Origin of the sequence: Streptomyces axinellae (assembly GCF_039532135.1) — a bacterium.
Lineage (GTDB): Bacteria > Actinomycetota > Actinomycetes > Streptomycetales > Streptomycetaceae > Streptomyces > Streptomyces axinellae.
This window is the reverse complement of the sequence record NZ_BAAARJ010000012.1, coordinates 77,409-90,851: the sequence shown is the minus strand read 5'-3', so window position 1 is coordinate 90,851 and position 13,443 is coordinate 77,409. Positions and strand designations below refer to the sequence as shown.

At 71.8% G+C, this 13,443-nt stretch carries 14 protein-coding genes; 9 read left to right on the top strand and 5 right to left on the bottom strand.

The features are described 5' to 3' along the window. The first annotated feature begins 377 nt into the window (after positions 1–377). On the top strand, positions 378–929 hold the full coding sequence (locus ABD339_RS19150; RefSeq protein WP_344567592.1) for a hypothetical protein: 552 nt from the start codon (positions 378–380) through the stop codon (positions 927–929). 128 nt (positions 930–1,057) lie between these two features. On the opposite strand, the gene ABD339_RS19145 is transcribed toward ABD339_RS19150, so the two are convergent. Then, a complete protein-coding gene (locus ABD339_RS19145; RefSeq protein WP_344567591.1) occupies positions 1,058–2,317 on the bottom strand; it encodes an acyl-CoA dehydrogenase family protein in 1,260 nt (419 codons plus the stop codon). 170 nt (positions 2,318–2,487) lie between these two features. On the opposite strand from ABD339_RS19145, the gene ABD339_RS19140 reads away from it, so the two are divergent. Beyond that, positions 2,488–3,132 (top strand): TetR/AcrR family transcriptional regulator, encoded by a 645-nt coding sequence (locus ABD339_RS19140; RefSeq protein ID WP_344567590.1) that lies wholly within the window; start codon positions 2,488–2,490, stop codon positions 3,130–3,132. 77 nt (positions 3,133–3,209) lie between these two features. On the opposite strand, the gene def is transcribed toward ABD339_RS19140, so the two are convergent. Further along, the gene (gene def / locus ABD339_RS19135; protein WP_344567589.1) at positions 3,210–3,812 is read right to left on the bottom strand and encodes a peptide deformylase; all 603 of its coding nucleotides are present in this window, start codon (positions 3,810–3,812) and stop codon (positions 3,210–3,212) included. A gap of 118 nt (positions 3,813–3,930) precedes the next feature. Here def and ABD339_RS19130 point away from each other — a divergent pair, with 118 nt between their 5' ends. From ABD339_RS19130 to ABD339_RS19115, 4 genes are all read left to right on the top strand, one after another. Then, entirely contained in the window at positions 3,931–5,169 is a 1,239-nt protein-coding gene (locus ABD339_RS19130; protein ID WP_344567588.1) for a MurT ligase domain-containing protein, read from the top strand. Between the two features lie 125 nt (positions 5,170–5,294). Next, entirely contained in the window at positions 5,295–6,023 is a 729-nt protein-coding gene (locus tag ABD339_RS19125; protein WP_344567587.1) for a type 1 glutamine amidotransferase, read from the top strand. 154 nt (positions 6,024–6,177) lie between these two features. Continuing rightward, complete coding sequence (locus ABD339_RS19120) at positions 6,178–7,137, top strand: cytochrome c oxidase assembly protein (RefSeq protein WP_344567586.1); 960 nt, start codon at positions 6,178–6,180, stop codon at positions 7,135–7,137. A gap of 231 nt (positions 7,138–7,368) precedes the next feature. Next, complete coding sequence (locus ABD339_RS19115; protein ID WP_344567585.1) at positions 7,369–7,542, top strand: hypothetical protein; 174 nt, start codon at positions 7,369–7,371, stop codon at positions 7,540–7,542. A gap of 163 nt (positions 7,543–7,705) precedes the next feature. Here ABD339_RS19115 and ABD339_RS19110 read toward each other — a convergent pair whose 3' ends face one another. After that, positions 7,706–8,506 (bottom strand): ABC transporter permease, encoded by an 801-nt coding sequence (locus tag ABD339_RS19110; protein ID WP_425576029.1) that lies wholly within the window; start codon positions 8,504–8,506, stop codon positions 7,706–7,708. Positions 8,507–8,592: 86 nt separating this feature from the next. Next, positions 8,593–9,456 (bottom strand): ABC transporter ATP-binding protein, encoded by an 864-nt coding sequence (locus tag ABD339_RS19105; protein ID WP_344567584.1) that lies wholly within the window; start codon positions 9,454–9,456, stop codon positions 8,593–8,595. Between the two features lie 73 nt (positions 9,457–9,529). Between ABD339_RS19105 and ABD339_RS19100 the strand changes: the two genes are divergently transcribed. Next, entirely contained in the window at positions 9,530–10,168 is a 639-nt protein-coding gene (locus ABD339_RS19100) for a TetR/AcrR family transcriptional regulator (RefSeq protein ID WP_344567583.1), read from the top strand. A gap of 2 nt (positions 10,169–10,170) precedes the next feature. After that, complete coding sequence (locus tag ABD339_RS19095; protein WP_344567582.1) at positions 10,171–10,518, top strand: DUF6204 family protein; 348 nt, start codon at positions 10,171–10,173, stop codon at positions 10,516–10,518. A 125-nt stretch (positions 10,519–10,643) separates the two neighbouring features. Here the strand turns inward: ABD339_RS19095 and ABD339_RS19090 are convergent, their stop codons facing one another. Further along, a complete protein-coding gene (locus ABD339_RS19090; RefSeq protein WP_344567581.1) occupies positions 10,644–12,602 on the bottom strand; it encodes an MFS transporter in 1,959 nt (652 codons plus the stop codon). Between the two features lie 128 nt (positions 12,603–12,730). Here ABD339_RS19090 and ABD339_RS19085 point away from each other — a divergent pair, with 128 nt between their 5' ends. Continuing rightward, positions 12,731–13,342: a TetR family transcriptional regulator gene (locus ABD339_RS19085; RefSeq protein WP_344567580.1), complete on the top strand. Its 612-nt coding sequence runs from the start codon at positions 12,731–12,733 to the stop codon at positions 13,340–13,342. Positions 13,343–13,443 lie beyond the last annotated feature (101 nt).

The following is a 13,443-nucleotide window of genomic DNA, read 5'->3' as shown; positions in this document are numbered from 1 at the left end:
GGCGCCAACCGCAAACGGGCCGGAGAAACGAACGCATGGGCGCCCGGTCCCCCGGCCCGGTGAAATATCCCGTGGGTGCCGCCCGCGCGGCAGACGTGCGCTAGTTCGAGCAGCGAGACCGAGCGGGCAACTCCCGAAGCAGACCGCTCGGAGTCGGTCAGAAAGCAGCCTTCCGCGTTCACACAGGATACGGAAATAGGCTCTACATCGGCAGCCAGTTCGAAGTGGCGGAGATACGCAACTCCCGCCCTCCTTCGTGCAATTGACGGTGAATTTGCATGCGGCGGGCAGCCGTGGCGTGGCGGCTGCACGACAGGTAGCTTCCGGCGAAAGGGGATGGCGACGGAGGGATGAGAGGGGGAAAGACAACGGTGAACATGCACTCACCCTCCTCGCGCGAACAGCGGGGGCGGCAAGTCCCCGCGTACGGGGAGACGTACGGGGAGACCGGGCCGAGGAAGAGGCGGGGACGCTCCGCGAACGAACGCCCGCACGGGCATCCGCAGGAGCCCCCGGACCGGGAAGCACGCGAAGCGCGAGGCGGCGCAGAAGGCTCCACCGCCTTTCCGCACGAGGCCGTCTCCGTGGAATTCGCCGCTTTCCGCGCGCTCTACCAAAGCCGCTACCAGCAGTACGCGCGCAGTCGGCTGGCCGACCCGGAGACCGCGGACATCGTGGTGCGGATGGCGTTCGACGAGCTGGCCCAGAAGTGGGAACAGGCGCTGCGCAGCCCGCATACCAATGCCTTTGCCTGGATGCTGCTGACCCGTCACATCCGCACCAGCGCGCAGGCACCGGAGGAGACGGCGGCGGCGGGACACTCACCGGCCGGGCACACGGACGACACCCGGATCCTCCACGAGGACCTGGGCATCTCGTTCACCGAGGCCACGGAGATGATGGGACACACCGCCCCAAGACCCCGCTGAACCGCGCGGGGACCGCGCCGGGCCCCGCGCATCGCATGGCCCCGGCGCCGTCGGCGCGGAGGGGCGGACCGGCGGCCGGGGCTCAGAGACCGAGGACCGGGATCGGGTGTCGGGGTCGGGGATGGGGCCTACCGGATGGGCATGCCCGAGAGGGTGCGGGAGATGACCAGGCGCTGGATCTCGCTGGTGCCTTCGAATATCGAGTAGATCGCGGCGTCGCGGTGCATGCGCTCGACGGGGTATTCGCGGGTGTAGCCGTTGCCGCCGAGGATCTGGATGGCCTGGGCAGTGACCTTCTTGGCCGTCTCGCTGGCGAACAGCTTGGACATGGAGCCCTCGGCCGACTCGAAGGGCTTGCCGGTGACGCCCATCCACGAGGCGCGCCACACCAGCAGGCGGGCCGCGTCGATCTGGGTGCGCATATCGGCCAGTTGGAAGGCGACACCCTGATTGTCGATGATGGGGCGGCCGAACTGACTGCGGGTCCTGGCGTAGTCGAGGGCGACCTCGTAGGCGGCCCGCGCGGTACCCACGGCCATCGCGCCGACAGCGGGGCGGGAGGCTTCGAAGGTGGCCATGGCGGCGTTCTTCACCCTCGCCCCGGCATCCTTCCCCCCGGCCCCCTGCTCCGCCTTTCGCGCCCGCTCCCGCGTGCGGGCCAGGCGCTCGTCGAGCTTGTCCTTGCCGCCGAGCAGGCAGGATCCGGGGACGCGGACGCCGTCGAGGACGACCTCTGCGGTGTGGGAGGCCCGGATGCCGTGCTTCTTGAACTTCTGCCCCTGTGCGAGACCCGGCGTGCCCGGCGGGACGATGAAGGAGGCGTGGCCCTTGGAGCCCAGTTCGGGATCGACGCTGGCGACGATGACGTGGACATCGGCGATGCCGCCGTTGGTGGCCCAGGTCTTGGTGCCGTCCAGGACCCACTCGTCCTTGGCCTCGTCGTAGACGGCGCGGGTGCGCATGGCGGACACGTCCGAGCCGGCGTCCGGCTCGGAGCTGCAGAAGGCGGCGACCTTCACGTTGTCGGCGTCCCCGTACATCTGCGGGACCCAGGTGCCGATCTGCTCCTCGGTGCCGTTGGCGAGGACCCCCACGGCGGCCAGGCCGGTGCCGACGATGGACAAGGCGATGCCCGCGTCTCCCCAGAACAGCTCCTCCATGGTCATGGGGATGCCGAGGCCGGTGGGGTCGAAGTACTGCTGGGCGTAGAAGTCGAGGGAGTACAGGCCGATCTTGGCGGCCTCCTGGATGACCGGCCAGGGGGTCTCCTCGCGCTCGTCCCATTCGGCAGCCGCGGGGCGGATCACGTCGGCGGCGAACCCGTGCACCCAGTCCCGGACTTCCTTCTGGTCGTCGTTGAGATCCAGTGCGAACTCGGTATCGGCCATCGTCGGGGTCCTCCGCCAGTCTCAGCAACTCGTTACCATCGGTAATACTCAGTCTGTTACCCGTGAGTAGCGGCTGTCAACTCCCCTTCCCCGCCCGCGCACGCAGACGGCAGTGTTACGTTGTTGCGCTGCTCAGGGGGGTAGCCGGTCAGGGCGGGGAGAGACGCACCATGGACAACACGCGGGAGGACGAGCGGCAGCACGCCGCCGAACGCCGGCGCGGAGAGCTGCTGGAGGCCGCGGACAGGGTCGTCCTGCGGGAGGGGCCCGGCGCCTCGATGAACGCGATCGCCGCCGAGGCGGGCATCACCAAGCCCATCCTCTACCGGCACTTCGGCGACAAGGGAGGGCTCTACCGCGCGCTCGCCGTACGGCACACCGACGCGCTGCTGGACGCGCTGCGCGCGGCGCTGGATGCGCCCAGCGACCGGCGCGAGCGCGTCGAGGCGACCCTGGAGACCTATCTGGCGGCCATCGAAGCCCGCCCCCAGGTCTACCGGTTCCTGATGCACCCTGCCGAGGAGTCCCCCGGCAGCGAGCGGGGCTTCGCAGCGGGGCAGCACACGGCCCCGCTGCTGCGGCGGCTGGGCGAGGAGCTGGCCAAGGTGATCGCCGAGCGACTGGACCTCGGCCCCGAGGGCGAGGAACTGGCCCGGGTGTGGGGGCACGGGATCGTCGGCATGATGCACGCGGCCGGCGACTGGTGGCTGCGTGAACAGCCCTGTGACCGCAAGCGGTTGGTGCGCCACCTGGCCGACCTGCTGTGGGGCAGGCTGGCAGCGGCGGGCGACAGGATGGGCGGCCCCGGCTTCTGAGCGGCGGAGCCCGCCGCGCTGCCGCCCTCGCGGCCGGGCGGGTACGGGATCCGACGCGTACGGATACGCGGCCCGGCTCAGCCTCGCGGCGGAATAGCCGGGGCGTCCTGGAGGAGAGCGGACCCGGGCTCGGCCGGCAGGGGGCCCGACCACGCCGCGCGGCGCACAGCCCGCAGGGTGCGCCGGCGGCGCAGCCCGGAGAGCCTGTCGGTGTAGAGGCCGCCGTCGAGGTGGTCGAACTCGTGCTGGAGACAGCGCGCGAAGAATCCCTCGCCCTCCACGCTTACCGGGCTGCCGTGCAGGTCCTCGCCCTCGATGACGGCCAGATCCGCGCGCGGGGTGGGGGCCTCCAGGCCCGGCAGCGACAGACAGCCCTCGGGACCGCGCACGGTCACGCCGCCGGTACTCACCAGGCGCGGGTTGATGACGTGCCCGCGGTGGCGACGGTCCTCGTCGTCGGGGCAGTCGTAGACGAACACCCGCAGCGGTACGCCGATCTGGCACGCCGCCAGGCCGACGCCGCGTGCCGCGTACATCGTCGCGAACATGTCCTCCACCAGGCCCGCCAGTGGCCGGTCGGCCGGTGTGACCTCGCGGCTGGGTGCGTGCAGGACCGGGTCGCCGTACGTGCGAAGGGGCCGTACGGCGCCGGTTCCGCCGGGGATGGGGCCGCGTCGCATGGCGTCAGCCTACGTTGACGTCCACGCCGGTGATCTTCGCAGGGGTGGCGCGGTCCGGGCCGGCCTGTGATCTCGGTAGGCTGCTCTTCTACGCGAGGGGCAAGGAGGTTCAGACACGATGGCAGGCAACACGGAGCCGCTGTCGCCGCGGTCCAAGCTGGCCGTGACGGCGGGCAGGGCCGCCGCGGCGGTGTCGCGGGCGGCGGGCCGCGGCAGCGGGTCGGTGATCGGCGGCAAGGTGGCACTCAGGCTCGACCCCGACCTGCTGCAGAGGCTGGCCCAGCATCTGGATGTGGTCCTGGTCTCGGCGACCAACGGCAAGACGACGACGACCCGGCTGATCGCCGAGGCGCTGCGGGCCAACGGCGAGGTCGTCTCCAACGCGCTGGGCGCCAACATGCCCGCCGGTATCACCTCCGCGCTCGCCGGCGGCTCGGACGCCCGCTACGGCGTGATCGAGGTGGACGAGAAGTACCTCGCCGGTGTCGCCAGGGATGTGACGCCGAAGGCCATAGCGCTGCTGAACCTCTCGCGTGACCAGCTCGACCGCGCCGCGGAGACCCGCATGCTGGCCGAGCGGTGGCGCGAAGGTCTCTCCGGCCAGAAGGCCGTCATCGTGGCCAACGCGGACGACCCGCTCGTGGTGTGGGCGGCCTCCTCCTCGCCGAACGTGGTGTGGGTGGCCGCCGGCCAGGAGTGGAAGGACGACGCCTGGTCCTGCCCGGCATGCGGCGGCGTCATGCAGCGGCCGGGCGACGACTGGTTCTGCGGGGAGTGCGGCTTCCGCCGCCCGACCCCCAGCTGGGCGCTCTCAGGCGACCACGTACTGGACCCGCACGGCTCCGCCTGGCCCATCCACCTCCAGCTTCCCGGCCGGGCCAACAAGGCGAACGCCGCGACCTCGGCCGCGGTCGCCGCGGCCTTCGGAGTGCCGCCGCAGACCGCGCTGGAGCGGATGTACTCGGTCAAGGCCGTGGCCGGGCGCTATGACGTGGTGCAGTTCCAGGGCCGCGACATGAGGCTGCTGCTGGCCAAGAACCCGGCCGGCTGGCTGGAGACGTTCTCGCTGATCGACCCGCCGCCGACGCCGGTGATCCTCTCCGTGAACGCGCGGGGCGCGGACGGCACCGACACCTCGTGGCTGTGGGACGTCGATTACGGTCGGCTGTCCGGGCACCCGATCTGCGTGATCGGCGACCGGAAGCTGGATCTGGCGGTGCGGCTGGAGGTGGCGGGCGTCCAGTTCCAGGTGTGCGAGGACGCCCAGGACGCGGTGCGCAGATGCCCGCCGGGGCGCATCGAGACGATCGCCAACTACACCGCGTTCCAGGACCTGCGCCGCGCCGTCGGCAACTGAGCCGTGTCGCCCCCCTCTTCCACCTACTTCCCCCCACCGGTCCCCCGGTCTTCCCCCTCGGCGGAATTCCGGTCCTCCCACCCATCGGTCTTCCGACCCATCGATCCGCTCAAGGAGCTGGCGGCATGAGTGACACGAGTCTGCGTCTGGTGTGGATCTACCCCGACCTGCTGAGCACCTACGGCGACCAGGGCAACGCGCTCGTGGTGGAGCGGCGCGCGCGGCAGCGCGGGCTGGACGTCCAGCGCGTGGACGTCCGCTCGGACCAGCCGCTCCCCACCTCCGGCGACATCTACCTGATCGGCGGCGGCGAGGACCGGCCGCAGCGGCTGGCGGCCGAGCGGCTGCTGCGCGACGGCGGCCTGAACCGCGCGGTGGACAACGGGGCGATCGTCTTCTCGGTGTGCGCGGGCTACCAGATCCTCGGTCGTGAGTTCGTCAACGACCTGGGCGAGCGCTCCATGGGCCTGGGGCTGCTGGATGTGACCAGCACCCGGGGCGAGGGCGAGCGGTGCGTGGGCGACGTACTGGCCGACATGGACGACAACCTGCGGCTGCCGCAGCTGACCGGGTTCGAGAACCACCAGGGCATCACCCACCTGGGCCCGTCCGCACGCCCCCTGGCCCGGGTCCGTCTGGGCAAGGGCAACGGAACGGGTGACGGTACCGAGGGCGCGTACAACGGCACCGTCTTCGGTACGTACATGCACGGCCCGGTGCTGGCGCGCAATCCGCAGATCGCCGATCTGCTGATCAAGCTGGCCCTCGATGTGAACGCGCTGCCGCCGACCGACGACCGGTGGTATGAGGCGCTGCGCCAGGAGCGTATCGCCGCGGCGACCCAGCCCGCCTGATCCGGCGCACCCCGGTTCGCCTGCCGCGGAGTTGGCTTACGGACCACGGAGTTCACATGGGAGAACCGCCCGTGCGGACCGCCCCGGCGAGGGCGGCCCGCACGGGCGGTTCTAGTCTGGTGCGGGCGTATCGGTCGGTTGTGGGAGAGTTCGGATGGATCACGGCGCGCACGGTATGATGATGGATCTGCCGCCCTTCACGCTCGCACGCGGGCTGGAGTTCTCTGGCGAGCCGTTCTTCCTGGTGGGGTGCTTGCTGGCGCTGGCCCTCTACGGGTGGGGCGTCGTCCGGCTGCGCAGGCGGGGGGACGCGTGGGCGCCCGCGCGTACGGTCGCCTTCGTCGTGGGTGTGCTGACCGTGGCACTGGTGATGTGCACGGCGCTCAACGACTATGGAATGGTGCTGTTCAGCGTCCACATGGTGCAGCACATGGTGATCAGCATGCTGTCGCCGATCCTGCTGCTGCTGGGCGCGCCGGTGACGCTGCTGCTGCGCACGCTGCCGTCGGGCAACCGCTCGCGGGGAGGACGCGCCGGCCCGCGCGAAGTGCTGGTGGCACTGCTGCACAGCCGCTACATGAGGGTGATCACGCATCCGGCGTTCACCATTCCGCTGTTCATCGCGAGCCTGTACGCGCTGTACTTCACGCCGCTGTTCGACTTCCTGATGGGCTCCAAGGCGGGCCACATCGCGATGATGGTGCACTTCCTCGCGGTGGGCCTGGTCTTCTTCTGGCCGATCATGGGCGTGGACCCCGGCCCGCACCGCCCCGGCTACGTGATGCGGATGCTGGAGCTGTTCGCGGGGATGCCCTTCCACGCGTTCTTCGGCATCGCGTTGATGATGGCGTCCGAGCCGATGGTCGGCACCTACGCGCATCCGCCCGCCTCGCTGGGGGTGAGCGCGCTGTCCGATCAGTCGGCGGCGGGCGGCATCGCCTGGGCGTTCAGCGAGATCCCGTCGGTGATCGTGCTGGTGGCCCTGGTCTTCCAGTGGTACTTCACCGAGCAGCGGCAGGCCCGCCGCTCCGACCGCAAGGCGGACCGGGACGGTGACAAGGAGCTGACCGCCTACAACGCGTATCTCGCCTCCCTCCAGGCCCGGGGGCAGTGAGACCGGGCTCGTGCGCACCGGCTCGTGAGCGCGGGGCCGGACCGGTCGCCAGGTCGGCGCGGCCCGCCCGGGAGCGGGAGCGCGGTGTGTGAATGCGGCGTGGGGGTCGTGTAGCGCTGCCGTGCAGTAGCGCGCGGGGCCGTGGCCGGGTGACGATGGGGATCTGGCCGCGGCCCTCGCGCGTGCGCGACCCGTACGTCCCGGGGCCGCCGGGAGGAGGGTGGTGCTGTGATGCCCGGGACGACGCGCATGACGGCCTCCGCGAAGGCGATGACCATCGGCACGGTGGTGGCCCTGGTGGTGGTGACGGCGTACACGGCGGCGCTGGGGGCCAGCGGATGGCTGTGGTTCTCGTGGGTCGTACTGGTGCTGGTCACGCTGGGCGTGATCTCGTCACGCGGCTGACCGAGGGCGGACCTCGTCACGCGGCTGCCGGAGGGGTGAGGTCCGCTCGTGGGCCGGGCGGGACCGGCCCCGCGCCGGTGGCGGTAGCCGTGGTGGTGGCGCTGATGGTGGCGTACTCAGCAGCCGGCGGCCGGCCGTCCTCGCAGGCACCACGGCTGGGGGGTCAGCGCCTGGCGCGGGCGAACAGCCGCGTGGCGGCCAGCAGGCACACCGCGGCGAAGGCGAGGGTGACCACGGCTCCCGCGACCACCGTCCCGGTGGTGAAGTGACCGCGGAAGACCTCCCGTACGGCATCGACGGTGTAGCGGAACGGGACTGCGCGGGAGACGCCGTCGAGCCAGCCGGGGGCGAGGTTCATGGGCAGCAGCAATCCCGCGAGCAGCATCAGCGGCATGCCGGCGGTGTTGGCGACGGCGGCGAACTCGGGCGGGGTGCGCACATGCATCGCCAGCCCGTGGGAGAGCGCTGCCAGCGCGCCCGACAGCACCGCGACGAGGACGAGACCCGCCAGCACACCGACCGGTGAAGCGCGCAAGCCCAGCGCGAGTCCGAGCAGGACGAGCAGCACGGCCTGGGCGGTGAGCTGGACGACGTCGCGCAGAGTGCGGCCCAGCAGCAGCGCGGCGGGGCTGACGGGTGTGACCCGCATGCGGTCGATCACGCCCAGGTTGCGCTCCATCAACATGCCCAGGCCGACGAACGAGCCGCCGAGCAGCGCGAGTTGGACAAGCACCCCCGGAACCAGCGTCTGCCAGGAGGAGCCGGAGACACCCAGGTCGAGGCGGGTGAGGAGCGGGCCGAAGAGGGCGAGGAAGAGCAGCGGCTGCAACATGCCGAACACCATGTTGGTCTTGGAGCGCAAGGTGGCACGCAGGCAGCGGCCGAAGACGATACCGATGTCGGTGCGAAGGCGCCCGCGTGCGGGTGTCGCGGGCGGGGTGGGGGCCGGGATGCTGGTGGTCACGGTGTGTCCGTCGGGTAGTCGGGGTGGCCTGGCGGCCACGGGGAAGGGCAGCTCGACGGCTGCCGGGGAAGGCGGTGCCCGGTGGTTCAGACGGCCACGGGTTCATGCGCCGGGCCCCGGCCGGTGAGGGCCAGGAAGGCGTCTTGAAGGGTGCCGTCGGCTCCGGGGGCGTACTGCCGCTTGAGCGCCGCGGGGGTGCCCTCGGCGATGGTGCGGCCCTCGTCGATGACGACGACGCGGTCGCAGAGCGCGTCCGCCTCGTCCAGGTAGTGGGTGGTGAGGAAGACGGTGGTGCCGTGGTCACGGCGGATACGGCGCACCAGCTGCCACAGTTCCGCCCGACTGACGGGGTCGAGGCCCGTGGTGGGCTCGTCGAGGAAGAGGACCTCGGGGCGGTGGACGAGCCCGAGTGCGATCTCCAGCCGGCGCCGCTGGCCACCGGAGAGCGCGGCGGTCGGCCGGTCCAACAGCGCTGTCAGCGCCAGCTCTTCGGCCAGTTCACCGGCGCGCTGCCGGGCCTGGGGCCTGGTCATACGGTGCAGCCGGGCCTGGGTGAGGAGTTCCTCGCGTACGCCGCACGCGGGGTCGAGGCCGCCGGCCTGGGCGACGTAGCCGATGCGGGCGCGTACGGCCGCGGGGTCGGCGCGCAGATCGTGCCCGGCGACGCGGGCCTCTCCCCCGCTGGGCGGTAGCAGCGTGACGAGCATCCGCAAGGTGGTGGTCTTCCCCGCGCCGTTCGGGCCGAGGAAGCCGAGGATCTCGCCGCGCGCGACGGTCAGATCGATGCCGCGCACAGCGTGCACCTGCCCCGAGGCGAGGGCGTAGGTGCGGGTCAGGCCCCTGATGTCGAGGGCCGCAGGCCGGCCGGAGGGCGGCGGGTGCGCGTGGCCGGAGCCGGTGGGGGGCGTGCCGGAGGGCATGGCGCCGGGTGGCGGCGGGGTCGTGGTCATGACCCGATAAAAGCACAGCGCGTTCTCAATTTGCAATGCAGTTCAGTTTTACAGTCGGGTTAGACTTCCAGGCATGAGCGAAGGGCTTCGGGAGCGCAAGAAGCGGCAGACGAGACAACGGATCCACCAGGTGGCGATGGGGCTGTTCGTCGAGCGGGGCTTCGACAAGGTCACGATCGCCGAGGTCGCGGCCGAATCGGAGGTATCGGTCAACACCCTCTACAACTACTTCGAGGCGAAGGAGGACCTCGTCCTGCCGCCCGAGGAGGCCTCCCCGTCCCGGCTCGCCGAAATCGTCCGCGCGCGCCCCGCCGGCGCCTCACCCGCTCGCGCGGTGCTGGAACGGCTGCGCGAGGAGCTGCGACGGCGGGAGAAGAAGCTGGGCCTGACCGAAGGGTTCGGGCCGGTCTTCGAGATGATGCGCGCGGCCCCCACCCTCACCGCACGCCTGGGAGACCTGGGCGGACAGATGAACGACGCGCTCGCCGAACTGCTCGCAGAGGAGACCGGAGCAGCGCGGGACGACCCCGAACTGTGCGCCGCCGTCAGCCAGATCGGCTGGTTCCACTCGCTGGTCTTCGCCGAGATCGGCCGCCGCGTCGTCGCCGGGATGACGCCGGAGGAGATCTCCGCCGACCTGCTCGGACTTCTGGACGCCGTCGAGGAAATGCTCGGCGGACGCGCCTTCACCTACGCCGTGCGGGAGGACTGACCGTGTTCCGGGTAACCATCCGGGGGGCCTTCGGGGAGCTGGACGAGACCGGGCGGGCCGCCCTGCTCAAGGAGGCGGCCGGGTTCGGTGCGTCCTTCACAGAAGCAGGCACCTTCACCTGCGACAGCAGTCTGTCGGCCTTCACCTTCCGCTGCCAGGTACCCCCGCCCGCCGGGGGCCAGGGGGCCGACGAGGAAGGCTGGGCCGCACTGCGCGCCACCGAGGCACTGGAAGCCCACGGCCACCCGCACCGGATCCTGCGGCTCGCGGTCACGGACATGCGCGACATCAAGATCCGCCGCAAGGGCGGCGGTAGCACCCAGGGCCCAAGGACGGGCAGGAGAACATAGAGGGGCGAGAGCTCAGGACCTGGGGGCTACCGGTGCTTCTCGGGCAACTCTCCTGATCCGCGGACCAGTTGGCATGGCCCGGCCCGGCTGGCCGGCGCGGCGTCGCTGAGACCGCGCGCCCGCCCTCACCTCCGCGCTCGGTCGGCCCGCCGCCGGTAGACCGACCGCAGCAGTTGGTCCTTGGCAGGGCCGGAGATCCGCCACTCCAGGTGCCACTCATCCGCCGAGCGGGCGAGGAAGGTCCCCTCGTACCGGTCGGCGGCGCAGGGGTGGACGGCGAGCCAGCGGCCGGTGCGCAGGTCGAGGTCGTGGAAGGGGCGGCCGTCGGTGAATTCCACATCGGCGGTCCCGTCGGCGCGAGCGCGCACACGCAGCGAGCGGCTCGCCGCATACGTCCTGCCCTCCCAGGTCAACTCCCCTTCCTCCACGTGCAGGACGGGGCCCCGGCACGCCTCGGGTCCGGCGTCGGCAGGACCGGCCTCGGTCCGGAAGTCGGCGACTCCCCGGAAGCCGCCCTCCACCCGGGCTCTCAAGTCGTACACGGTGCGCTCGATGTTCCAGCGGCCGAGGAGATACCCGGTCGCATCGGTGACGGGGTACGGACGGCGCGGTGCCCCCTCAGGCACGGAGTCGCGGAACATGCCCCCATTATTCCGCGCACCCGCTCCCCCTGCCCCGGCCAGGGTCATCGGCTGCGACCGCGGCCGCCTGCCGGCCCGGACCAGGGAGCCGGGCGGGCCAGAAGCGTCAGGCCGGATCCTGGCCGGGCGCCGCCTCCCCCGGCGCCGCGGGTCCGGCTTCCCCCTGCCTGCCCCGGCAGGCTCCGCCGCAGCAGCCGGCCGCGGCGCCGTCGCGGCTGCCTGCGGGTGCCCGTTGGGCACCGCGTTCGCACGGGCGCGCAGCACCGGTGCCGTCACAAGCGCGCCGAGCAGCACGGGAGCGGCGGCGACCAGGGGAACCAGGCCCAGGTCGGCGGCGAGGGCGGCGCCGCCGGCCGCACCGCCCAGCGCGGCGCCCGTGTAGACGGCGCTGCTGTTGACGGCCATCGTCTGGGCTGCGGCTCCCGCTCCGGCGCGGGCGAGCAGCAGGGACTGGATGCTGGGCGGTACCGCCCACGCGGCGGCCGACCAGATGACCAGCACCCCGGCGGCCACCGCGACCGGTACCGGCCGGAGGGCCCACAACCCGGCGAAGGCCAGCATCACGGCGCAGAAAACCGCGCTCGCGAGGAGGAAGACCCGGCCGGGCGCGTACCGGTCGCACAGCCTGCCGGACACCTGTGTGCCCACGAGCCCGCCGGCACCCGAGCAGACCAGGAGCGCGGCGAGCGCGGCGGGGCCGGCTCCGGACAGGCCGGCGAGGAACGGGGCGAGATAGGTCTGGAAGGCGAGATTGCCCGCGACGGTGAGGGCCGTCGCGGCGAGGATCGCGGAGACGGTGCCGCTGAGCAGGGGGCGTACGGTCTCCCGGAGCGTGGCGCGTGGCGAGGTCGCGTGGGGTTCGGCGGGCAGGAAGCGGGCCAGCAGCAGGAGCGAGCCGAGGCCGAGGAGGCCGCCGAAGACGAAGGAGGCCCGCCAGCCGAAGGCCGCTCCGATCCAGGTGCCGCCCGGGATACCCAGCAGCACGGCACCCGTCACTCCCGTCATGACGGCTGCCAGGTAGCGGCCCCGGTGGTCCGGCGGCGCTGCGGCACCGGCATCGGCGAGGGCGGTGGGCAGGACGACGGCGGCGGCGAGTGCGGCGGTGACGCGCAGCACCATGAGCGCGGCATAGGAATTCACGAGCGGCATCGCGAAGTTCGCCGCCGTGAAGACGATGAGCGCACCCCGCAGTGCCGTCGCGCGCCGGAGGTGGAAGGGCAACAGGGCCCAGACCGGCGCGAAGAGGGCGTAGGTCAGGGAATACGCCGTCACGAGCTGGCCGGTGGCCGTCCCGGAGCGGCCGACGGTCTCGGAGACCGCCGGGAGGACCCCGACGATCAGATAGTCGTCGGTCTGCACGGCGAAGGCGGCGAGGGTCAGCGCGGCCAGCCTCCCCCGGCCTTCGGCCGGGAGATACCGCCGCGTGGAGAGCGATGGCTTCATATCCGTAAAGGTAACAATCGTTTCCCTAATGTTGTGCCACAGTGTTCCCGTCCCGAGTCAGCCGGAGAACTGGCGCACCGACGGACCAGCCGCAGGTGGGCAGCGGTCCAGATGAAGGAGGTACGGGAGTGCCCAGGACCGCGAGCCCGCAGCGGCGGCGGGAGGTGACCGACGCGGTGATCGGGCAGTTGGCCGCCACCGGCATCGGCAGCTTCTCCCTGCGCACGGTCGCGGAAGGACTCGGGCAGAGCACCCGGGTGCTGACCCATCACTTCGCCGACAAGAACACCCTGCTCACGGCGGTCCTCCTGCGACTGGACGAACGGCAGCACGAGGCACTGCGGGCCACGCCCGGCTGGGACGATCCGGAGGTGGCGATCAGCACCGTGGTCCGCTCCGCGTGGGAGCGGAACCTGAGTCCGGACGAGCTGGCGATGACCCGGCTCATCCGCGAGATCGAGGGCCTCGCAGCGGCCGGACGGCTCCCCTTGCCGGGGCCCGGATTCATCCGGGGGCGGGCGGAGTTCGTCGCCTCGTGCCTGACGCTGCGCGGCTTGAGCGAGAGCGCGGCCCTCACCAGCGCGACCCTGCTCAACAGCGCCTTCGGCGGCCTGGAGGGTGACTACCTCATCACCGGCGACGCCGCGCGCGCCGAGTCCGCCCTGGAGGCTCTGTGTGCGTGGATCGACACCTGCGTGCGGCAAGGGCGGGAGGGTAGAGGCGGACGGCCACACGGATGAACCGGCTGCGACGGCAGGCGATGCGACCGGGTTCGAGGGTCACGGCCGACGAACGGATGGCACGGCTTCCCGTCACTTGCCCGCGGCGAGCGGCGAGTTGG